Source organism: Azospirillum sp. CT11-132 (assembly GCF_047302835.1).
GTDB lineage: Bacteria > Pseudomonadota > Alphaproteobacteria > Azospirillales > Azospirillaceae > Azospirillum.
Genome location: NZ_JBGLZA010000003.1, coordinates 1,929,245 through 1,950,095 on the forward strand (window position 1 = coordinate 1,929,245; position 20,851 = coordinate 1,950,095).

The 20,851-nt window shown below is 68.5% G+C and carries 24 protein-coding genes, 2 tRNA genes and 1 other RNA gene; 17 read left to right on the forward strand and 10 right to left on the reverse strand.

All coding sequences use genetic code 11. From position 1 onward, the window contains the following. The first annotated feature begins 22 nt into the window (after positions 1-22). From ACCD06_RS14940 to ACCD06_RS14950, 3 genes are all read left to right on the forward strand, one after another. A complete protein-coding gene (locus tag ACCD06_RS14940; RefSeq protein ID WP_413341530.1) occupies positions 23-1,492 on the forward strand; it encodes a sensor histidine kinase in 1,470 nt (489 codons plus the stop codon). Positions 1,493-1,611: 119 nt separating this feature from the next. Beyond that, positions 1,612-1,800: a hypothetical protein gene (locus ACCD06_RS14945; protein WP_085090296.1), complete on the forward strand. Its 189-nt coding sequence runs from the start codon at positions 1,612-1,614 to the stop codon at positions 1,798-1,800. A gap of 79 nt (positions 1,801-1,879) precedes the next feature. Further along, the gene (locus ACCD06_RS14950; protein WP_413341532.1) at positions 1,880-2,674 is read left to right on the forward strand and encodes a methyltransferase domain-containing protein; all 795 of its coding nucleotides are present in this window, start codon (positions 1,880-1,882) and stop codon (positions 2,672-2,674) included. 27 nt (positions 2,675-2,701) lie between these two features. On the opposite strand, the gene ACCD06_RS14955 is transcribed toward ACCD06_RS14950, so the two are convergent. Together ACCD06_RS14955 and ACCD06_RS14960 are read right to left on the reverse strand one after the other, a co-directional pair. After that, positions 2,702-3,325 carry an AAA family ATPase gene (locus tag ACCD06_RS14955; RefSeq protein WP_413341534.1) on the reverse strand — a complete coding sequence of 208 codons (624 nt, stop codon included), beginning with the start codon at positions 3,323-3,325 and terminating at the stop codon, positions 2,702-2,704. A gap of 11 nt (positions 3,326-3,336) precedes the next feature. Beyond that, a complete protein-coding gene (locus ACCD06_RS14960; RefSeq protein WP_109075914.1) occupies positions 3,337-4,941 on the reverse strand; it encodes a CYTH and CHAD domain-containing protein in 1,605 nt (534 codons plus the stop codon). Positions 4,942-5,244: 303 nt separating this feature from the next. Here ACCD06_RS14960 and ACCD06_RS14965 point away from each other — a divergent pair, with 303 nt between their 5' ends. The 6 genes from ACCD06_RS14965 (at position 5,245) to ACCD06_RS14990 (ending at position 12,366) form a co-directional block, all read left to right on the forward strand. Next, a complete protein-coding gene (locus ACCD06_RS14965) occupies positions 5,245-6,438 on the forward strand; it encodes a phosphoglycerate kinase (protein ID WP_109075913.1) in 1,194 nt (397 codons plus the stop codon). Positions 6,439-6,659: 221 nt separating this feature from the next. Further along, an RNA gene (ffs, locus tag ACCD06_RS14970) (signal recognition particle sRNA small type) lies at positions 6,660-6,757 on the forward strand. A gap of 104 nt (positions 6,758-6,861) precedes the next feature. Further along, positions 6,862-8,736 carry a DNA polymerase III subunit gamma/tau gene (locus ACCD06_RS14975; protein WP_413341537.1) on the forward strand — a complete coding sequence of 625 codons (1,875 nt, stop codon included), beginning with the start codon at positions 6,862-6,864 and terminating at the stop codon, positions 8,734-8,736. 3 nt (positions 8,737-8,739) lie between these two features. Further along, positions 8,740-9,063 carry a YbaB/EbfC family nucleoid-associated protein gene (locus ACCD06_RS14980; protein WP_085090301.1) on the forward strand — a complete coding sequence of 108 codons (324 nt, stop codon included), beginning with the start codon at positions 8,740-8,742 and terminating at the stop codon, positions 9,061-9,063. Positions 9,064-9,245: 182 nt separating this feature from the next. Then, positions 9,246-9,839, forward strand: a complete 594-nt coding sequence (gene recR, locus ACCD06_RS14985; protein ID WP_085090302.1) for a recombination mediator RecR — start codon at positions 9,246-9,248, stop codon at positions 9,837-9,839. A gap of 361 nt (positions 9,840-10,200) precedes the next feature. Further along, a complete protein-coding gene (locus ACCD06_RS14990) occupies positions 10,201-12,366 on the forward strand; it encodes a phytoene desaturase family protein (RefSeq protein ID WP_413341540.1) in 2,166 nt (721 codons plus the stop codon). 10 nt (positions 12,367-12,376) lie between these two features. Here ACCD06_RS14990 and gluQRS read toward each other — a convergent pair whose 3' ends face one another. Next, complete coding sequence (gene gluQRS, locus ACCD06_RS14995) at positions 12,377-13,240, reverse strand: tRNA glutamyl-Q(34) synthetase GluQRS (RefSeq protein ID WP_413341542.1); 864 nt, start codon at positions 13,238-13,240, stop codon at positions 12,377-12,379. Between the two features lie 77 nt (positions 13,241-13,317). Next, a complete protein-coding gene (locus tag ACCD06_RS15000) occupies positions 13,318-13,485 on the reverse strand; it encodes a hypothetical protein (protein WP_014248815.1) in 168 nt (55 codons plus the stop codon). A 418-nt stretch (positions 13,486-13,903) separates the two neighbouring features. Between ACCD06_RS15000 and ACCD06_RS15005 the strand changes: the two genes are divergently transcribed. Further along, the gene (locus ACCD06_RS15005) at positions 13,904-14,467 is read left to right on the forward strand and encodes an HNH endonuclease (RefSeq protein WP_042688610.1); all 564 of its coding nucleotides are present in this window, start codon (positions 13,904-13,906) and stop codon (positions 14,465-14,467) included. Positions 14,468-14,506: 39 nt separating this feature from the next. On the opposite strand, the gene ACCD06_RS15010 is transcribed toward ACCD06_RS15005, so the two are convergent. Beyond that, the gene (locus tag ACCD06_RS15010; protein WP_413341544.1) at positions 14,507-15,091 is read right to left on the reverse strand and encodes a demethoxyubiquinone hydroxylase family protein; all 585 of its coding nucleotides are present in this window, start codon (positions 15,089-15,091) and stop codon (positions 14,507-14,509) included. After that, entirely contained in the window at positions 15,088-15,624 is a 537-nt protein-coding gene (locus tag ACCD06_RS15015) for a disulfide bond formation protein B (protein WP_413341546.1), read from the reverse strand. Before ACCD06_RS15015 ends, ACCD06_RS15010 begins: the two co-directional genes overlap by 4 nt. A gap of 216 nt (positions 15,625-15,840) precedes the next feature. Here ACCD06_RS15015 and ACCD06_RS15020 point away from each other — a divergent pair. Beyond that, positions 15,841-15,925 (forward strand) — tRNA-Leu (locus tag ACCD06_RS15020). A gap of 50 nt (positions 15,926-15,975) precedes the next feature. On the opposite strand, the gene ACCD06_RS15025 is transcribed toward ACCD06_RS15020, so the two are convergent. Further along, on the reverse strand, positions 15,976-16,329 hold the full coding sequence (locus ACCD06_RS15025; protein WP_109152239.1) for a carboxymuconolactone decarboxylase family protein: 354 nt from the start codon (positions 16,327-16,329) through the stop codon (positions 15,976-15,978). 148 nt (positions 16,330-16,477) lie between these two features. Between ACCD06_RS15025 and ACCD06_RS15030 the strand changes: the two genes are divergently transcribed. From ACCD06_RS15030 to ACCD06_RS15040, 3 genes are all read left to right on the forward strand, one after another. Next, the gene (locus ACCD06_RS15030; RefSeq protein ID WP_136704598.1) at positions 16,478-16,861 is read left to right on the forward strand and encodes a rhodanese-like domain-containing protein; all 384 of its coding nucleotides are present in this window, start codon (positions 16,478-16,480) and stop codon (positions 16,859-16,861) included. Positions 16,862-16,951: 90 nt separating this feature from the next. Further along, positions 16,952-17,170: a hypothetical protein gene (locus ACCD06_RS15035; RefSeq protein ID WP_413341549.1), complete on the forward strand. Its 219-nt coding sequence runs from the start codon at positions 16,952-16,954 to the stop codon at positions 17,168-17,170. Next, on the forward strand, positions 17,170-17,352 hold the full coding sequence (locus ACCD06_RS15040) for a hypothetical protein (RefSeq protein WP_413341551.1): 183 nt from the start codon (positions 17,170-17,172) through the stop codon (positions 17,350-17,352). Before ACCD06_RS15035 ends, ACCD06_RS15040 begins: the two co-directional genes overlap by 1 nt. Before the next feature lie 109 nt (positions 17,353-17,461). Here ACCD06_RS15040 and ACCD06_RS15045 read toward each other — a convergent pair. Next, positions 17,462-17,546: transfer RNA gene (locus tag ACCD06_RS15045), tRNA-Leu, on the reverse strand. 255 nt (positions 17,547-17,801) lie between these two features. On the opposite strand from ACCD06_RS15045, the gene ACCD06_RS15050 reads away from it, so the two are divergent. Continuing rightward, positions 17,802-17,975, forward strand: a complete 174-nt coding sequence (locus ACCD06_RS15050) for a hypothetical protein (protein ID WP_413341553.1) — start codon at positions 17,802-17,804, stop codon at positions 17,973-17,975. On the opposite strand, the gene ACCD06_RS15055 is transcribed toward ACCD06_RS15050, so the two are convergent. Beyond that, positions 17,976-18,221, reverse strand: coding sequence for a hypothetical protein (locus tag ACCD06_RS15055; protein WP_109157492.1), 246 nt, complete (start codon positions 18,219-18,221; stop codon positions 17,976-17,978). A gap of 117 nt (positions 18,222-18,338) precedes the next feature. Beyond that, positions 18,339-19,124: a competence/damage-inducible protein A gene (locus ACCD06_RS15060; protein ID WP_109157491.1), complete on the reverse strand. Its 786-nt coding sequence runs from the start codon at positions 19,122-19,124 to the stop codon at positions 18,339-18,341. 66 nt (positions 19,125-19,190) lie between these two features. On the opposite strand from ACCD06_RS15060, the gene sfsA reads away from it, so the two are divergent. Beyond that, entirely contained in the window at positions 19,191-19,928 is a 738-nt protein-coding gene (sfsA, locus tag ACCD06_RS15065; RefSeq protein ID WP_136705792.1) for a DNA/RNA nuclease SfsA, read from the forward strand. A gap of 56 nt (positions 19,929-19,984) precedes the next feature. After that, positions 19,985-20,794 carry a type I methionyl aminopeptidase gene (map, locus tag ACCD06_RS15070; protein ID WP_413341555.1) on the forward strand — a complete coding sequence of 270 codons (810 nt, stop codon included), beginning with the start codon at positions 19,985-19,987 and terminating at the stop codon, positions 20,792-20,794. Positions 20,795-20,851: the final 57 nt, after the last annotated feature.

Consider the following 20,851-nt stretch of genomic DNA (forward strand, 5'->3'; position numbering starts at 1 on the left):
CCCATCCCCGCTGGTCCCCCGCATGCCCCGCCCCACCGTCGCGACCAGCCTGTCGGCCAAGCTGCTGCTGCTCACCATCCTGTTCGTGCTGCTGGCGGAGGTGCTGATCTACGCCCCCTCCATCGCCCGCTTCCGCATGAGCTACCTGGAGGAGCGGCTGGCCGCCGCCCACATCGCGGCCTTGTCGGTGGAGGCCGCGCCCGACCTGATGGTGACCAAGGAGCTTCAGGCGAAGCTGCTGGCCTACACCGGCACCCACGTCATCGACCTGATCCAGCCCGGCGCCCGCGTCTACATGCTGTCCAGCCCGATGCCGCCGCGGGTCGATGCGGTGTACGACCTGCGCGGCACCGGCATGGGCATGCAGGTCGTCGATGCCGGCAACGCCCTGTGGCTCGCCCTGGAGGGTCTCTTTGAACCGCAGCACGACCGGGTGATCCGGGTGATCGACCGCTCGCCCAACGATCCGGCCCAGCGCGTCGAGGTGACGATGGACGAACGGCCGCTGATCGACGCCATGCTGGACTTCTCCCGCCGCATCCTGGCGGTGTCGGTCGCCATCTCGCTGATCGCGGCGATCCTGGTCTATCTCACGCTGCATGCCCTGCTGGTGCGGCCGATGCGCCGGCTGACCGCGGAGGTCGTCGCCTTCCGCCGCGATCCCGATGGTGCACCGCCGCTGGTGCCCGGCAGCCGCAGCGACGAGATCGGCGTGGCGGAGCGCGAGCTTGCCGCCATGCAGGGCACGGTGCGCGCGGCGCTGCGCCAGCGCGAACGGCTCGCCACGCTCGGCACCGCGGTTGCGAAGATCAACCACGACCTGCGCGGCATCCTCTCCACCGCCTCCCTCCTGTCGGAGCGGCTGACCGAGAGCGCCGATCCGGAGGTGCGGCGGGTGACGCCACGGCTGGTCGCCTCGCTCGACCGGGCGGTGGAGCTGTGCAGCCAGACCCTGTCCTTCACCCGCGACGGCGTCCTGCCGCTCACCCCCGCGCCCACCGATCTGCACCGGCTGGCTGAGGAGGCGGGGGCCGAGGTTCTCGCCACCGCCCGCCCCGACGGCGGCCGGGTGGAGGCGGAGTGGATCAACGACATCCCCGCCGGCACCCTGGCCCAGGTCGATGCCGCCCAGCTCGGCCGCGCCCTGGTCAATCTCGGCCGCAACGCGGTGCAGGCCGGCGCCGACCGGGTACGTCTCTCCGCCCAGGCCGGGCGCGCGGGCGCACTGACCCTGACCATCGCCGACAACGGCCCCGGCCTCGCCCCGCGGGCGCGGGAAAACCTGTTCCAGCCCTTCGCCGGATCGGCGCGGGCCGGTGGGATCGGCCTCGGCCTCGCCATCGCGCGCGAGGTGCTGCGCGCCCATGGCGGCGATCTCAGGCTGGTGGAGAGCGGCGCCGAAGGAACGGCCTTCGCCCTTGACATACCGCAATGCAACGAGGACACCGGCCCTGTAGCTGTTGCAGGGCACAAGTCGTTTGTGTCGCATTGATTCCGCGGGCTCCCTCCCGCAGAATTCCTTCAACAGCGAAGCGTTCGCGGGCAGCCCGGCGGGGCGGGAGGCGGGCGCATCCACCCTGACAACGCCTTGTTCTGAAAGGACTCCGGGACGTGAAAGCCTTCTCCTTCTGGATCAACCCCATCCTCGCCGGCATCATGGCCTTCGTCGGCCTGCTCGCCTCCTCGCGCGCGGCGGACGAAGCCTTCGCGGCCGGCGGTCTGATCGTTTTCCTCGGCTGCGTGCTCTTCATCTTCGCGTCGATCGGCCGCTATTTCGACCGCATGGGCTCCGCCCACTGACCGTCCGCACAGGCGACCGGTAACGCGATGGCCGGGTGAAAGACCCGGGGGGCAGGCGCCCAACACAAGCGGGTGCCACATGGCTCTGAACATGGCATGGGACCCCAACGCCTTCGCGACGATTGACGTCCTGCGCCGCCGTCCCGTCATGGACCTGACGGCGGCGCTTCCCTTCTCCCTGGCTCCGAACACCATCGTCGATCTCGGCTGCGGTGCCGGACAGCTGTCCCGGCTGCTGGCGACGCGCTGGCCGCTGGCCGACGTGCTGGCGGTCGACCACTCCCCGGCGATGCTGCGCTGGGCCGCCGACACACCGTCGCGCGTGCGCTACCGGCAGGCCGACCTGACCGTCTGGCGTCCGCACTGGCCGGCCGATCTCGTCATCTCCGCCGGCGGGCTGCAGCATGTCGGCGGGCACGAGCGGCTGTTCCCCGACCTACTGCAAGCGCTCGGCCCCGGCGGGGTCCTCGCCGTCGCCCTGCCCCGCCCGCAGGACCAGACCGCCCACCGCCTGCTGCTGGAAACCGCCGCCGACGGCCCCTGGTCCGACCGTCTGCACGGCGCCTGGCCCGCCGCCCCGTCAATCGGCAGCCGCAGCTATGGCCCGCAGGACTACTATGACTGGCTCAGCCCCCAGGCCGCCGCCGTCGATCTGTGGGAGACCGAGTATTTCCACGCGCTGGACGGCGACGTCCCGCTTTTGCAATGGCTTCATCAGTCGGCGCTGGTCCCGGTGATGGACCGCCTGACCGGTCCCGAACTCGACCGCTTCCTCGCCGCCTACCGCCGCCGGCTGGAAACCGCCTATCCCGAGCATTCCAGCGGCAGCGCGCTGATCCCGACCAAATGGCTGTTCATGGTGGTGCGGGTGTAGGAGACACCCGCCCGCACCGGCCCGCCATCAAACCCCGTCGATGTAGCTCAGCAGCGGCTGCCAGTCGCCGCGATGCTCGGCGGCGCGCTTGCCCGGCATGTCGAACAGGCTGAGCCCGCTTTCGGCCGCGTCGGCATAGATCTGGCTGTCGCGCAGCCGGGTCACCACCTGATGGCCGACGCCGCCCAGGAAGCGGTCCAGCCGGTCGGCGGCCTTGGTGCGAGCGCGCATCCGGTTGCCGACGACCGCCACCATGGTCTTCTTCTTCGCGATGCGCTTCAGCTCATCCAGTTTGGTGAGGAAGCGCTGGGTCGCCTGCTCGTCGAAGGCGCCGGGGAGCACCGGCAGCACGACGACGTCGGCCATCTTCACCAGATCCTCGATCTGTCTGGTTTTCAGCGCGGCGGGCGCGTCGATCACCAGCCGCTTGGTCCCGCGTGGCGTGTCGGTGAAGTCCTTGGCCCAATCGAGCCCGACCAGCAGCGGCGCCTTCTCCGGCCGGCGCTCCAGCCAGCCGAGCGAGGAGCGCTGACGGTCGACGTCGGCCAGCACGGTGGGCAGGCCCGCCGCGGCGGACGCGGCGGCGAGATGGGTGGCGACGGTCGTCTTGCCGCAGCCGCCCTTGATGTTGGCGACGAGGATCGTGAGCATGGCCGTGGACTCTACACCGCGGCGTCCGGCTTCGACCAGAAATGCTTGGTGTCGATGAAATCATGCCACAGGGCGACCAGCGCCGCCTCGGTGTCGGCCACCCCGCGGGCATGCCAGCCGATGACGATGCCGGCGGCGCGCGGCTCGCCGGGGGCCGACCGGCTGCCGTCGTCATGCAGCTCGTGCAGAAGCCGGGTCGCCGTCGCCACGTCGTTCAGATGTCCCAGCGCGTCCTGCAGGGCGGCAAGCTGATGGATGTAGCGGCGCACCGGCTTGTCGTCATACAGGCTGCGGAAGAACTCCACGGCATAGCGCAGCTTCTTCAAGGCGATGCGCAGCTGGTGGCGCTGGGCCACCGGCAGATGGGCGAAGCCGTGGCCGGCCCGCTTGGCCTTCTTGTGGCGCTTGTTCAGCAGATGGTCGGCCAGCCCGATCACCGGCTGGAACAGCCGCACCGATTCCTCGCTGACCGGCTGGTCGCGCCAGCCGCGCTTCTCCACCCAGCTGCCGACGCCCAGCAGGAAGGCGGTGTAGCGCTCCGACCGGATCGCCTCGCGCACGCCCTCATAGGCGCGCAGCCGCTTGGCCTCGGCCGCCGCCGCCAGCGTGTCGAGATCCTCCACCGCCGAGCGGCCATGGCCGTCGGCCTTGTGGAAGGCGTCGCGCACGGGGGCCAGCAGTTCCTCGCCGAACACGTCCCAGTCGCGCGCCGGCCCCAGGCTGCCGGCCAGCCATTTGATCTCGCCGACCAGCCAGAGATATTGCGCGGCCGGAATGAAGGGCCGGAACAGCGCGGTGGCCGAGCGCAGCCGGCGCAGCGCGACGCGCATCTGGTGCACGCCCTCCGGATCCTCGCCGGCCAGCGTCACCGCCTCGTTCGCCACCAGATGTGCGAGGCAGGCACGCACGATGCGGGCGACCGCCCCTTCGACCGTGGTCTCCGGGTCCAGCACCAGCTTTTCCGCCTTCAGCGCCTTGTCGGCGCCGCCGTTGGCCAGCGCATGGCCGCGTTCCGCCTTGGTCCGCATCTCCAGCCGCAGCGGGGCGGACTTGGTCAGTTCCTGCGCCAGATCGTAGAGCGCGGCGGGCGTGCCGCTTTTCAGCTCCAGCTCCACCTCGCACAGGTCGCGGGATTGTCCGTCGGGCAGTTCGATCCGGCCGCGGTCGAAGGCGACCTCGATCAGGGTCGCGTCGCCGCCGTCGCCCAGCGTCACGTCCTGCGTGGTCCGTTCGACGATTGAGGTGAAGACCGGCCGCAGCTCCCTGTCGCTGAGCGACCCCAGCAGCTCGATCGCGGCGCCGTCGGCGATCAGCGTCAGGTCGGGTGCGGCGGAGGTCACCGCGCATTCCCACTCGCCGCGCCCCAGCCCGTCCTCGTCCGGTGCGGACTTGACCGTCTGGACGAAGCCGTCGCCGGTCTTGCGCACCCGCAGCGTCACCTTGCGCGCGGCGAGCCGGCGGTCCTCGGTGTCGTAATAGGTGCTTTCCAGGGTCCGTGTCGCCGCCGGGCCGGTGGCCCGGTCTGCGATGGCGGAAGCGGCGCGCAGCCTGTCGAAGTCTTCCGGCTTCGCCGCCAGCTTCAGTTCCGTCTCGCGGTTGATCTCGGCCTCAGCCATCGCCTGCGCTTCAACCCCCGTTTTGCGGCCCATTGGCCTACAGTTGGGTGTTTGCACAGGCTATGGACAGGGTCAAGTTACGGAAATGTTGCAGGAGCCTGCAGTTGCGGTACCCCCAGCCCCTGCATCCCGGTCCGTTCAGGAGCAGCCGGAACGACGCATCGAGCATGCGGTTGCAGGGTCATTATGCCCCATTTCACCCCACCCTTGGGACGTTGCAAAGCGTGCAGGGCTGTGGTTGGGTTCCCCGAAATCGAAACGGCCCGTCCCGTTGGGAGAGGCCATAATTGGGGAAGTGTGACGATGACCGATTTCAACACGATCGACGACCTTGAGGTGAGCGGCAAGACGGTGCTGGTCCGCGCCGACCTGAACGTTCCGATGCAGGACGGCAAGGTGTCCGACACCACCCGCATCGACCGCCTCGCCCCCACCCTGAAGGAGCTGTCCTCCAAGGGCGCCAAGGTCGTGGTCCTGTCGCATTTCGGTCGCCCGAAGAACGGCCCGGACGCCAAGAACTCCTTGCGCAACGTGCTGGACGCGCTCAGCGCCGCCGTCGGCCAGAAGGTCGCCTTCGCCGAGGATTGCGTCGGCGAGAAGGCCAAGGAGGCCATCGCCAAGGTGCATGGCGGCGCCATCGTGCTGCTGGAGAACACCCGCTTCCACGCCGAAGAGGAAAAGAACGACCCGGCCTTTGCCAAGCAGATGGCCGAGCTGGGCGACCTCTACGTCAACGACGCCTTCTCCGCCGCGCACCGCGCCCATGCCTCGACCGAGGGCGTCGCCCGCCTGCTGCCCAGCGCCGCCGGCCGCCTGATGGAAGCCGAGCTGAAGGCCCTGACGCTGGCGCTGGAGAAGCCGGAGCGTCCGGTCGCCGCCGTCGTCGGCGGTGCGAAGATCTCGACCAAGCTGGAGCTGCTCGGCAACATGGTCCGCAAGGTGGACCTGCTGGTGCTGGGCGGCGGCATGGCCAACACCTTCCTGTTCGCCCAGGGCACGGACGTCGGCGCCTCGCTGTGCGAGAAGGACATGGCCGACCAGGCCCGCGCCATCATGGCGACCGCCAAGGAAGCCAACTGCGAGATCCTGCTGCCGAAGGACTTCGTCGTCGCCAAGGAGTTCAAGGCCGGGGCCGCCAACCGCGTCGTCGCCTTCGACGCCATCGGTGCGGATGAGATGGCTCTCGACATCGGCCCGGCCACCGTCGAGTTCCTGGGCGTGAAGCTGCAGGGCGCCAAGACCATCGTCTGGAACGGCCCGCTCGGCGCCTTCGAGATCCAGCCCTTCGACGCCGGCACCAACGCGGTGGCCGGTCTGGTCGCCGCCCGCACCGAATCGGGCGGCCTGCTGTCGGTCGCCGGCGGCGGCGACACCGTCGCGGCGCTGGCCCATGCCGGTGCCGAGGACAAGTTCACCTACGTGTCCGCCGCCGGTGGCGCCTTCCTGGAATGGCTGGAAGGCAAGGAGCTGCCGGGTGTGGCCGCGCTGAAGAAGTAAGCGGTTCCACGGTTCAATGGGTTCGATTTAGGGGGGTGCCACGGCATCCCCCTTTTTCATTGCCTCCAGACACCCCCGGAGGGCAAAGGACCCGTTAGGGCCGATTATGGGCGGAACCATAAATTATAGTCCGAAAAATAATTGCCCATAGTCCGCCCTCGCCCCCGCACACGAGCCGTTTCCCCTTGCATCCGCCCCCACGAATCTCCATAACAGCGGCGGGAGGCTGGCGTCGGACGAGTCCCTCGCCAACCCGGTCAGGTCCGGAAGGAAGCAGCCGCAACGAGTTACGGCTCGGGTCGTTCGTCCAGTCTCCCACCCTATCCGAAAATTGCCAGCACGAAACAGACGGCGACAGCGCGGCGCCGGGACGCTATCCTGCGGCCCGAAATTCCCCTCCCGTCGTTTCGACAGGCCAGCCGCGTGACCGATACCACTGCCGAAATCACCGCCGCTCCCGCCGCTCCCACCACCGGGCAGGCTTACCGGGTGCTGGCGCGCAAATACCGGCCGAAGACCTTCGACGAGCTGATCGGGCAGGATGCGCTGGTCCGCACCCTGACCAACGCCATCCAGTCCGGCCGCATCGCCCAGGCCTTCATGCTGACCGGCGTGCGCGGCGTCGGCAAAACCACCACCGCCCGCATCATCGCCCGCGCGCTGAACTGCACCGGCCCGGACGGCACCGGCGGGCCGACGGTCAGCCCCTGCGGCGTCTGCGACAATTGCCGCGCCATCGCCGAGGACCGCCACGTCGACGTGATGGAGATGGACGCCGCCAGCCACACCGGCGTCGACGACATCCGCGAGATCATCGACGGCGTGCGCTACTCGCCCGTCTCGGCCCGCTACAAGCTCTACATCATCGACGAGGTCCACATGCTGTCGAAGAGCGCGTTCAACGCGCTCCTGAAGACGCTTGAGGAACCGCCGAGCCATGTGAAGTTCGTCTTCGCCACCACCGAGATCCGCAAGGTCCCGGTCACGGTGCTGTCGCGCTGCCAGCGCTTCGACCTGCGCCGCGTCGACGCCCAGGTGCTGAAGGAGCATTTCACCCGCATCACCGCCCTGGAGGGCGCCGACATCGAGGGCGACGCCGCCGCCCTGATCGCGCGGGCCGCCGACGGGTCGGTGCGCGACGGGCTGTCGCTGCTCGATCAGGCCATCGCGCTGGCCGCCGGCACCGTCACGGCGCAGCAGGTGCGCGACATGCTGGGTCTGGCCGACCGCACCCGCGTCATCGACCTGTTCGAGGCCGCCGTCTCCGCCCGTCCGGCCGAGGCGATGGACATCCTGGCCGACCTGCACCGCGTCGGCGCCGATCCTGTGGTGATCCTGCAGGACCTGCTGGACCTCGTCCACAACCTGACCCGCCTGAAGGTGGTGCCCGACAGCGCCAACGACCCCTCCCTGCCGGAGGCGGAGCGCACGCGCGGCGCCACCCTGTCGACCAAGCTCGGCATGCCGGCGCTGACCCGCGCGTGGCAGCTTCTGTTGAAGGGGCTGAACGAGGTGCAGGCCGCCCCGGTGCCGCAGCAGGCGCTGGAGATGGTGATCGTCCGCCTGTCCTACGCCGCCGACCTGCCGACGCCGGGCGAGCTGATCCGCCAGTTCCAGGCCCAGCAGGGCAGCGGCGGCGCCAATGGCGGAGCTGGCGCGCCGACGGGCCGCGGCCCCGGTGGTGGCGGCGGACCGGTCGCGGTCGCCAGCCAGTCCACCCACGCGGTTGCCCGTTCCATGGGCTCGGCCCAGCCGCAAAGCGCTCCCGTTGCGCAGGCGGCCCCCGCCCCCGCCACCACCCCCGCCGGTGAAGAGCTGTCGCCGATGCCGCACGACTTCCGTGCGCTGGTGCAGCTGTTCTCGGACCGGCGCGAGGGCGCGCTCTACGGCTACATGATGGAGACGGTCCAGCTGGTCCGCATGGAGCCGGGCCGGCTGGAGCTGAAGCTCCGCTCCGCCGCCCCGCCGACCCTGCCGGCCAAGGTCGGGCAGTTCCTGACCGAATGGACCGGCCATCGCTGGATCGTCGCCCTGTCCGAAGGCCCGGCCCAGCCGACGCTCGCCGAGCAGGACAAGGCCGAGAAGCGCCGCGCCTGGTCGGAGGCCGAGGCCAACCCGGTGGTGCGCGCCGTGCTCGACGCTTTCAGCGGTGCGAAGATCATCGACGTCCGCGACCTCGCCGAAGTTGCCGCGGCGGAGAGTGCAGCGGTTGCGGATGACGGCGAGACACCCGATTTCATGGTTCAGCAGCAGGACGATGGGGTCTATTACCCCCTCGACGACGAAGGAGAGTACTGACCGATGAAGAATATCGGCAACATGATGAAGCAGGCCCAGCAGATGCAGGCCAAGATGCAGGAAATGCAGGCGAGCCTGGAGCAGGTCGAAGTGACCGGCCAGAGCGCCGCCGGCATGGTCGTCGTGACCGTCAACGGCAAGAGCGAGATGAAGAAGGTCAAGCTCGACAAGTCCGTCGTCGATCCCGAGGACGTCGAGGTGCTGGAGGACCTGATCGTCGCCGCCTTCAACGACGCCAAGAAGAAGGTCGAACAGCACGTCGCCGAGGAAACCTCGAAGATGATGGGCGGCCTGAAGCTCCCGCCCGGCATGAAGCTGCCGTTCTGATTTCTTGCCCTCTCCCGCCCCGGGAGAGGGAGGGGACCCGCCGAAGGCGGGGAGGGTGAGGGGCGATCCGGACATGGATCCCCTGATCCTCGCATCACCCCTCACCCTTCCCATGGCTGACGCCATGGGCCCCTTCCCTCTCCCGGGGCGGGAGAGGGAGTTATGTGTCGGCCGCCAAGTGAATGATCGGACCTGAAATCGAACGCCTGATCCAGTTGCTGTCCAAGCTGCCGGGACTCGGTCCCCGGTCGGCGCGGCGGGCGGCACTGCATCTGATGAAGCGGCGGGACAGCCTGCTGGTTCCCCTGTCGGAAGCGATGGCGGCGGCCGGCGAGTCGATCCGCGCCTGCTCCATTTGCGGCAACCTGGACAGCCGTGATCCCTGCACCGTCTGCTCCGACCCCACCCGCGACCGTTCGGTCATCTGCGTGGTGGAGGATGCCGGCGACCTGTGGGCACTGGAACGCACCCGCGCCTTCCGCGGCACCTACCATGTGCTGGGCGGCCTACTGTCGGCCCTGCAGGGTGTCGGCCCTGACGACCTGAACATCGCCGGCCTCGCCGAACGCGCCAAGGACCCGGCGGTGCGCGAGATCATCCTGGCGCTGAACGCCACCGTCGACGGCCAGACCACCGCCCATGTGGTGACCGACCGCCTGACCGACTCCGACGTGTCGGTCTCCCGCCTCGCCCACGGCGTTCCGGTAGGTGGCGAACTGGACTATCTCGACGATGGCACGCTCACCGCAGCATTGAAGGCACGGCGGCCTTTGTAAGTGGCTGCGTAGTCCCCCCACCCCGACCCTCCCCCGCTGGGCGGGGGAGGGAGCAAGCGCTTGATCGGGAGAGTGGCGGCAGTCCCTCCCCCGCCCAGCTCTCGCACAAAGCTTTGCTTTGTGCTGACGCGGCAGGCGGACCGTAGGTCCGCTGAGAGCGGGGGAGGTTAGGTGGGGGTCTAACTTCCCCCGCACGTACACCCGCCCCAAAAGCGTACGCCCCCGCACTTCACGCATCGCGAACTGCCGTACGCCGCAGTTCACGAAGCCAGACCCACTCCTTACGCACCCGCACTGGCACGTACACCCGCCTGCCGACGATGGTCCTTCGCAACACACCCCCCGCGAAGGCACCCTCCCGATGCGCAAGCCCGCCAAGCTCCCAATCGTCATCCGCATCCTGCTGGGCTTCTCCCCCTGGCTGCTGTTCGGCGCCATCCTGCCGCTTGCCGGACTGCTACCGGCCTCCCTCACAGCGCTAACGGCCAGCCTCGCCCTCTGCGTCCTCGACAAGCTGCGCGGTTCCTACAAGGCGCCGGAGTTGGTCGCTGCCGCCTTCTTCGCCGCCCTGCCGCTCTGCTCACCGCTGGGCTGGGACTGGCCGGTGCACAATCTCGGTCTCGCGATCCATTTGGCCCTCTCGGCCATGGCCTTCGGCAGCATCGCGATCGGCAGCCCCTTCACCCTGCAATATGCCCGCGACGACTGGCCCCGCGAGTATTGGCACCTGCCGCAGTTCGTCGCCGTCAACCGGCTGATGACGGCCGTCTGGGGCGTGCTGTTCCTGATCGGCGGCCTCGGCTTCGCCGCCCTGCCCGGCTGGGAGGCTCCGGTCTCCATCGGCGCCAGCGCGCTGGGCATGATCGCCAACCGGCTGCTGCCGAACTGGCTCGTCACCATGGGAATGCGCCGCCGGCTGGCCGAAGCCGATCCGCACCCCTGGCCGGCCCCGGCGATCCTGAACCGCAAGCGCACCGCACCGAACGAGCGCGATGTGGTGGTGGTCGGCTCCGGGATCGGCGGGCTGACGGCGGCGGCTCTGCTGGCACGGGCCGGGGCGCGGGTCACGGTTCTGGAGGCGCATGACCGCCCCGGCGGCTTCTGCACCAGCTGGACGGTCAAGGCGCGCAACCGCCGCGAACCGGGGGGCGAGCCCTTCCGCTACGTCTTCGATGCCGGTGTCCACGACATCAGCGGTGCCCAGCCCGGCGGCCCGGTCGATCACCTGCTGCGCTCGCTCGGCGTCCACGACCGGGTGGACTGGCAACCGGTCAGCCGCGGTGTGGTGATGAACGGCAGGTTGCTCCAACTGGCCGACGATGCCGACGGACTGGCAACCCAGATCGCCGCCGACCACCCGCCCAGCGCCGCCGGTGCCGCCGCCTTCCTGGCGGAGATGCGGGCGATCCATGATGAGATGTTCCGCGGCTGCGCCGACCGCGGCCTGCCCAACATCCCCGATTCGGTGGCGGCGATGCGCCGTTATGTGGCGGATTGCCCGCATGCCTTCCGCTGGATGGGCCGCCCCTTCCAGGAGATGCTGGACCATTACATCCCCGACCGCGCCGGCCAGCGCCTGCTGACCGTGCTGACCGGCTATCTCAGCGACCGGGCGGACCTGCTGACCGCCGGCCAGATGGCACCGATCTTCGGTTACTGGTTCTCCGGCGGCCGTTATCCCGCCGGCGGGTCGCAGGCGCTGGCCGACGCGCTGGCCCAGTCGATTCGTGCCGATGGCGGTGAAATCCGCCTGCGCACCTCCGTCACCCGCATCCTGATCGAGGACGGCCGCGCCGCCGGTGTCGAGACTGCCGATGGCCGCATCATCCGCGGCCCCGCCGTGGTCTCCAACGCCGACCTGCGGCGGACCATGCTGGAACTGGTCGGGGCGGAGCATCTGCCGGCCGCCTACGCCGCCCGTTGCTCGGCGCTGCGTCCCTCGACCTCCGCCTTCATGGTCACGCTGGGGCTGGACGTCGTTCCCGCCCTGCCGGCGATGACGTTCCTGCCGTCCGATGAGGCCGGCTTCGGCATGGCCGTCGCCGTCCCCTCCACCCACGACCGCAGCCTTGCCCCCGCCGGCCATGCCGCGGTGACCCTGCTGCGGCTGGCCCCGGCCGATGCCGGCTGGAACCGGGCCGATCCCGCCTACAAGGCGCGCAAGCGTGCGGAGGGCGATGCAATGGTCGCCGCCGCCGCCCGCCTGATCCCCGATCTTGAACGCCACATCACCACCCGGCAGGAGGCGAGCGCCGCCACCTTCGCCCGCTACGCCCACACCAGCGCCGGTAGCATCTACGGCATCGCCCCCGACCAGCAACGGCTGACCCGCCGCAGCCCGATCCCCGGCCTGTGCCTGGCCGGGGCCGGCGTCTTCCCTGGTCCCGGCGTCGAAGCCTGCGTCATCTCCGGACGGCTGGCGGCCGAAGCCCTGCTGGGCAAGGAAAGCCTGAGGCCGGAAGCCCTGCGCGACACCGCCGGGCAATCCGTCCGCTCCCCCGCCCTGCCGGTGGCGCAGATGGGGTGAGCCCAAGTATTCAAATCTGGTCCGCGAACCCCGCCAGCGCCCGCACCTCGGCCGGGCTGCGGCCCTCGTCGCGGAGCGAGCGCAGGGACTGGGCGCGGTCGCGCTTGGCCAACCGCTCGCCAGCCGCGTTCCGCAGCAGGCCGTGATGGTGATAGTCCGGCGGATCGTAGCCCAGCAGCGCCTGCAGCAGCCGGTGTAGGTGGGTGGCGAAGAACAGGTCCTCGCCGCGGGTCACCAGCGTCACCCCCTGCAGATGGTCGTCGACGGTGACGCTGAGGTGATAGCTGGTCGGCGTGTCCTTGCGCGCCAGCACCACGTCGCCCAGCAGTTCCGGCGTCGCCTCCTGCCAGCCCCGCGCCCGGTCGTGCCAGCGCAGCGGCCCGGTCAGCCGCCGGGCGGCCTCCACGTCGAGTCGCAGCGCCCAACTGTCGCCACGGGCAATCCTCTCCGCCCGCTCCTCGATGGAGCGATGACGGCAGGTGCCGGGATAAAGCGGCCCATCCGGTCCATGAGGCGCCGCACCGGCCCGCGCGATCTCGGCGGCGATGTCCTTGCGGGTACAGAAACAGGGATAGAGCACGCCCAGCGACTCGAGCCGGGCCAGCGCCGCGCGGAAATCGTCGAAATGGTCGGACTGGCGCCGGACCGGACCGTCCCAGTCGAGACCGAGCCACGCCAGATCCTCGATCAGGTCGCGCTCGTATTCGGGGCGGCAGCGGTTGGGGTCGATGTCCTCGATCCGCAACAGGAAGCGGCCGGCGGCACTGCGGGGGGCGCTGCGGGCGGTGGTCCAGCCGAACAGCGCGGAATGGGCATGGCCCAGATGCAGGTGCCCGGTGGGGCTGGGGGCGAAGCGGGTGACGAGATCGCTCATCCCCGCTTTATAGCGGATCGCGCGCCGGACCGGGCGCGGGATGTGTCGGTCAGGCGGGACTTAGATGTAAGGCCAGATCAAATATAAGGATTGTCGCGGATCGGCTCGACCGGAATCTCTTCGCCTTCCAGATACAGCGCCAGACGGCGGCGCAGCTCGCGATCGAACGCGTCGATGCGGATCTGGCGCTCACGCTCCTCGCGTTCACGGCGCTTCTGGGCGAGGTCGATGATGACGGCGGTCATGGCGGACTTTCCTCGGGGTCGCTTCCGGCCGGTTCGGACCGGCGGGATCGGCTTGGATCAACGAGACCCACCATGGCGGCGTCATGGTTAACGAGCGGTAAGCGCACAAGGGAAGCGGCCGGACTTTCTGCCGATGTCATTGTCGATGTCACAGCCCCCGCGCGAAGGTCCGGATCGCCATCTGCCGCCTATCCGGGCATGTCCACAGCGCGAAAAAGGTTACACATCGGTGAAGAAATTCGGCCGCACCGGGTCAAGATGTTGAGTCCGGCCCCCTGATCCACTATGTATCTGGTTGTCCCGGATCGCCATCCGGCCGCCGGGGCGGAGCAAAGACGACCCCGCGCACAAGCCGCACCAGTGTCGCGTGCCGGGATCCAGACACGTCAGACAACGGTTTCAGATAAGGGAGTGGCCATTGGCTCCACCACCCGATCACTGTCCGGCTCTGGTGCTGAACGCGGATTTCCGCCCGCTCAGTTACTTCCCCTTGTCGCTATGGTCCTGGCAGGAAGCGGTCAAGGCGGTCTTTCTCGAACGGGTCAACATCGTATCGCACTATGACCGGGTCGTCCGATCCCCAAGTTTCGAAGTCCGGTTGCCCAGCGTCATTTCGCTGAAAGAGTTCATCCCGGCCACGCGCCGCCCGGCCTTCACCCGCTTCAACGTCTTCCTGCGCGACCGCTTCACCTGCCAGTATTGCGGCCGCCCCTTCCCCACCCACGACCTGACCTTCGACCATGTGATCCCGCGATCCCGCGGCGGTCGGACAACGTGGGAAAACGTCATCACATCCTGTTCGGCCTGCAATCTGGCGAAGGGCGACCGCCTTCCCCACGTCTGCGGCATGATCCCCCTCAGTCCGCCCTTCCAGCCCAGTGCCTACGAGCTGCAAGAGAACGGACGCGCCTTCCCGCCAAACTTCCTCCATGAAAGTTGGCGGGATTTTCTTTATTGGGACTCGGAATTGGACCCGATGTAACGCGGTGCGGATGGGGGGCGCTGTCGCCCCCTGCGCCCGTCACACCCTCTCGGCCACCCAGATCACCGCCCGGGTGCCGGCCTTGATCGCCGCCGACAGAATCGGATAGCCCGCCGCGCGCTCCGCCTCGTTCTGCAGCCCGATGTCGCGGTGCTCGACCTCTTCCGCCTGGAACTTGCGGATGCTGTCGGTCAGCTCCTGCTCCTCGGGGCCGAGATGCTTCAGCTGCGCCTCGTAATGCTCCTCGATCACCTCTTCCACTGCGACGGTGCAGGCCATCGCCGCGCGCTCGCCCAGGATCGCGGTGCCGGCGCCCAGCAGAAAGCCGGTGACGTGCCACAGGGGCTGCAGCAGGGTCGGCCGCACCCGGCGCCTGTTCAGCTGCTTCTCGAAATACTCCAGATGGACCAGTTCCTGCTCCGCCATGTGGCGCAGGGTCTTGCCGTGGCGCCCCTTGCCCATGACGGCGATCTGGCCCTCATAGATGCGCTTGGCGCCGTACTCGCCGGCATGGTCGACGCGGACGATGCGGGCCAGCCGCTCGCGCCGCGGCAAATCGCCGGGAAGCGAACCGGGAAGCGAGCCAGAACGGGAAACAGCGGTGGCAGACGTCGTTTCACTCACAATGCGGTCCTCGACACCGGGGTGCGGGTGTAGGCGATGCGTGCCGCGACGAAGGCGTAGGCCGCCAGCGCCAGCGAGATCACCACGTTGTAGCCCGCCATTGAGATCCCGAACAGCGACCACGCCACTTCGTCACAGCGGGTGACCGGGGCGGCCAACACCTGGGCGCGCAACGCCTCCAGCGAATTGGCCGGCGCCGACCCGCCGCAGGACGAGGTGCCGGCCCACCAATGCTGCTCCACCCCGACATGATAGGCGGCGATGCCGGCGCCGGCCAGCAGGGCCAGCCCGCTCACCACCAGCAGCGCGTCGCCCAGCCCCTTCCAGCGGCGGAACAGCCAGGTCACCAGCCCCAGCACCATCACCGCCACATAGGGCCAGCGCTGCATGATGCACAGCACGCAGGGTTGGTAATCCAGCACGAACTGGAAGAACAGGGCCGACAGCAGCACGCCGGCGCTGGCCAGCGCCAGCAGCAGGGCGGCCACGCGGGGATCGTCGAAGATGCGGGACATGAAGGGCTTGGTCGTCATGGCCGACAAGGTAGCGCGTACTGGGCCGTTCGGCCAGCCGTCCGCGACACCCGCGCCGCCCCTGCGACGGCATGGCAGGGGCCACGGCCGCTGCGGGGAATAAGCGGCACCGCGGCGGCGTCCCCGACGCCTGGCGATGTCCGGACGGAGAAGCCCGGACGCCCCGTTCTTTTGCACTTTCCGTTTCCGGACTGTTGCGTTAGAAGAGGCGTCGCTGCGGGCGTGGTGAAATTGGTAGACGCGCCGGACTCAAAATCCGGTTCCGCAAGGAGTGTCGGTTCGAGTCCGACCGCCCGCACCACCCGATCCCCTCACTTGGGATCGCGCTTTCCGGCCGGATCAGGTTTCCGATCAGCCGGCCACCTTTTCGGCGAACTGGTCGAAGGCCTCGACCGCCTGGGCGGCATACATCACCGACGGCCCGGCGCCCATATAAACCGCCATCCCCATCGTCTCCATTACCTCGTCGCGGCTGGCCCCCTGCTTCATCGCCGCTTCGGCATGGAAGGCGACACAGCCGTCGCAGCGGATCGCCACCGCAATGGCGAGCGCGATCAGTTCCTTGGTCTTGGTGTCCAGCGCATTCGCCTTCAGCGCCGCCTGGGCCATTCCGGAAAAGGCCTTCATGACGTCGGGCGCACCGCCGCGCAGTTCACGGATGGCGCCGGACAGCTCACCGGTCATCTGCGGCCAGTTCTTATGCATGGTCGTCTCCTGTTTTTGAAGGGCGCCCGCAGGACCATCTGTGCCCAGGCGGCACCGCCATTCATTGACAATAAATTAGAATATACTAATCTATAGGTCAAGAGCCGTCCGCGGCCGCCCCCCTCCCCCCTTGCAAGGACCACGATCCATGTCGCTGTGCTCGCTTTTCCGCCGCCTGATTCCCGCTGCACCCTCGGATGGACAGGGCGCCGCCGGCCGCATCCAGCAGATCGACGCGGCGACCGCGATCCAATGGCAGTCCAAGGGCGAGGCGGTGATCGTCGACGTCCGCGAACCGCACGAGCACGCCGCCGGCCACATTCCGGGCGCGATCCTGAACCCGCTGTCGCGGTTCGACCCGTCGCGCGTCCCGACCGAACCGGGCAAGCATCTGGTCTTCCATTGCCAGGGCGGCATGCGTTGCGGTCCTGCCGCCGAGCGCATGATGGCCGCCGGCCACACCGGCACCATCAACCGCCTGCGCGGTGGTTTCGCCGCCTGGGTCAATGCCGGCGGCAAGGTGGAGCGCTGATCGGGCGGCGGGCTCGTCGAAGCCGCTGGCCTGCGCGTAACCGGGAACGTATGAATCCTTACGCCGCAGGCAAGAAGCAGAGACCACCGCATGAAGCCCGCCTCCCCCTCGACTGCCCCTTCCTCGATCATTGTCGATGAAGTCGTCCCGCAGAGCTTCACCCTGACGGTGATGTTCAACGGCCAGCGCTTCGACTGCGGCAGCTATATCAGCCGTGCAGCCGCGATGCAGGCCGGCCGCCTGTTCCTTCAGCGCAAGGAGGGCGAGGCGGCCAACGGCCGGACCAAGCGGAAGCCGGGCAAGAAGTGATGCCAGGCAAGACGCCGGACGACGATCGCCCCCGCATGGCCGCCAATCTCGGCGCCGCCATCGCCATCATGATCGTCCTGATGCTGGGCTACTGGCTGATGGACGCCTTGATGCGGCAGTCGAAGACCGAAGACTGCCTGCTTGCCCACCGTCGGTCCTGCGGCCCGGTCGAGGCGCGGTGAGCGACCGCCGGTGCGGGAGCCGCATGGGTGGGGCCTGGGTGGGTTCCCGCCCCCTCCACGCCCGTTGGGACGCTCCCGCATCGGTCAGGAAAGCCATCGCTCGGCAAGATGGTGCGGGCGGCGGGACTCGAACCCGCATACCTTAGGGTGAGGGATTTTAAGTCCCTTGCGTCTACCGGTTTCGCCACGCCCGCGCCCCGGACTCTGCCACCGCAATCCAGCCCATGCGACCGGATCCGTACGGCAAAGCTCATGTCCACGGAGCGGTCCCGCGCCGCGCGCGCAGATTGCATACCTCGATATGCAACGCACCGTTCCGTGGTCATGACTTAGACAATCGCGGGGCTGCGGGTCAAGAGGCCTTCGCAAAACCGCAGGCATTCCCATATCGAAGGAAGCGCAACTGGGAGACAGGCCTGGGACTGGGCCGGCATAGGGAGGGAGGCAGCGTGAGCGAGACGCAATGGATGTCGCTGGTGACGCTGCTGATGGTCGCGGTCCTGGTGGTGCCGGCCGCCCTTCGCCGGAACCGCGGAGTCGTGCTGCGCAACGCCGCGCTCTGGCTGGCGCTGATCGTCGCCCTGGTCTGGGTCTATAACCGATTCGGACCGTTCGGCCTCTGATTAAGGACGGGTGTCCTCGTTCATCGTCATGATGCCGATTCCCATCGACACGCTGCCGAAGGTCAGCATCAGGCCGGCATAGAGCATCACCGTGGCGGTGATGCCGTAATCACTGTTGCCGATCAGCGTCGCCAGCTTGGCGACGTCGAACCACAAGAGACCGGTCGCCAGCACCACGGCGCCGACGACGCCGGCGAACAGATGGCGGAGAAGAAACAGCAGCGCTGCTTTCTCGAAGCTCTTCATGGCGGGACTCCCGCGGCAAAGCTGATTTGGATGACAATCTGTTAATGTAGGGCCTAAACGGTCCTCGACAATCGATCCGCCGACATAACCGTCATTTGGACCGGAGTCATAGCCCGACTACCCTTTCGTACCAATCGTGACGGTGGGCGTACCGCCCAGGCGGCGGACGATCTCCGCCAGCTCGTCGGTCGCGGCCGCCAATTCCTGCTCGTCGGTGCCGCGCAGGACCAGGCTGACGCCGAAGAAGCCGGCGCGGAAGTAAGGATAGCTGCCGATCTCCAGGGCCGGATGGCGGTCCTGCAGAGCGGACAGCTCGGCGGCGATCACCCCCTCCGCCAACTCGCAGGCCACCGTGCGGGCATGCAGAGCCGGCCCGCCGGCCAGCCGCGGCAGAATGCCGTCCAGCATCGCCCGCATGATGTTGGGCACGCCGGCCATGACGAAGACGTTGCCGATCTGGAAACCCGGCGCCTGGCTGATCGGGTTGTCGATCAGGATGCCGCCGGCCGGGACGTTGGCCATGCGCAGCCGCGCCTCGTTCAACTGGCCGGCGGCATAATGGCGCTCCAGCCGGGCGACCGCCTCCGGGTTGCGTTCCAGCGCCACGCCGAAAGCCTTGGCGACGCAGGCGGCGGTGATATCGTCATGGGTCGGGCCGATGCCGCCGGTGGTGAAGACATAGGTGTAGCGGGCGCGCAGCGCGTTGACCGCGGCGACGACCTCCTCCTCCACGTCCGGCACCACGCGGGCCTCGCGCAGCCGCACGCCGATCTCCGTCAGCTTCTCCGCGATGTGGCCGAGATTGGCGTCCTTGGTGCGGCCCGACAGGATCTCGTTGCCGATCACCAGGACGGCGGCAGTGGGATTTGCGGCAACCGGGTTTTCTGCGGCTTCGGACGTCATGGCGGTGCGGGTCTCCGTGGAACGCTCTTGTCGAGCGGGAAGGCCAAGGGTAGCGTCGCGGCCAAGATGCGCTTTCCCACCCCCCTTCTTCAAGGCCGCCTGATCCGCCGCTACAAGCGGTTTCTTGCCGATGTCCTGTTGGACGGGGTGGAGGTGACGGCGCATGTCCCCAATTCCGGCAGCATGATCGGGCTGGACCTTCCCGGCTCCGCCGTCTGGCTGTCGCGCTCCGACAACCCGAACCGCAAGCTGGCCTACACGCTGGAGCTGGTAGAGGCCGCCGCCCCCTGGGGCGAGGGGCTGGTCGGCGTCAACACCGGCCATCCCAACGCGCTGGTCGCCGCCGCCATCGCTGCCGGCACCATCCCGGAGCTGGCCGGCTACGACCGGCTGCGGCGCGAGGTGAAGTACGGCCGCAACAGCCGCATCGACGTGCTGCTGGAGGACGACCCGGCCAAGCCCGGCGCCCGCCCACTGACCTATGTCGAGGTCAAGAACGTCCACCTCCGCCGCCCCGACGGCCCGTATGGTGACGCCGCCGAGTTTCCGGACTGCGTCACCGCCCGCGGCGCCAAGCATCTGGAGGAGATGGCGGCGATGGTGGCCCAGGGCTGCCGCGCGGTCATGCTCTACCTTGTCCAGCGCGGCGATTGTTCCCATTTCCGCACGGCGGCCGATCTCGATCCGGCGTATCATGATGGTCTGCGCCGCGCACTGGATTCCGGGGTGGAGGCGCTGTGTTGGTCTTGCGCGATCACGCCCGAATCGATTGAATTGGACCGGCCGCTGCCGATCCGGCTTTAGGGCTGCGGCGGGCTCAAACATCCGGCTTTTGGTTACTTGGCATAGGGGCTTTCGTCTTGGAACAGGATCACGTCGAATCCAACCGCGTCCGTCTTCATGGTCCGGAGGGATTCGAAGGCATGCGCAAGGCCGGCCGTCTGGCCGCGCTGGCACTGGACTACATCGTCCCCTATGTGCAGCCGGGCGTCACCACGGGCGAGCTTGACCGCCTGCTGGAGCAGTTCATCCGCGACCATGGCGGCGTCCCTGCCCCGCTGGGCTATCGCGGCTTCCCGCGCGCCAACTGCATCTCGGTCAACCATGTCGTCTGCCACGGCATTCCCGGCGACAAGCGGCTGGTCGACGGCGACATCCTCAACATCGACGTCACTCCGATCGTCGACGGCTGGTACGGCGACAGCAGCCGCATGTATCTGTGCGGCGACGTCGGCGTGAAGGCGCGCAAGCTGGTCGACGTCACCTATGACGCGCTGATGATCGGCATCGCCGCGGTGAAGCCGGGCGCCACGCTGGGCGACATCGGCCACGCCATCCAGACCTTCGCCGAGTCCCACCGTTTCTCGGTGGTGCGCGATTTCTGCGGCCACGGTGTCGGCCGCGTCTTCCACGAGCCGCCGTCGGTCCTGCATTACGGCAAGCCGGGCGAGGGCCTGGTCCTGAAGGAAGGCATGATCTTCACCATCGAGCCGATGATCAACACCGGCCGCCCCGACGTGAAGATCCTGGGCGACGGCTGGACCGCCGTGACCAAGGACAAGTCGCTGTCCGCCCAGTTCGAGCATTCCATCGGCGTGACGGCCGATGGCGCGGAGATCTTCACCCAGTCGCCGGCGGGCTTCACCAAGCCGCCTTACGCGGTGGAGTGAGGCTGAGGGGTATTGTGGGGTTGAGTGGCGGGCGCCGTGTCGGGGGATGCGGCGCCC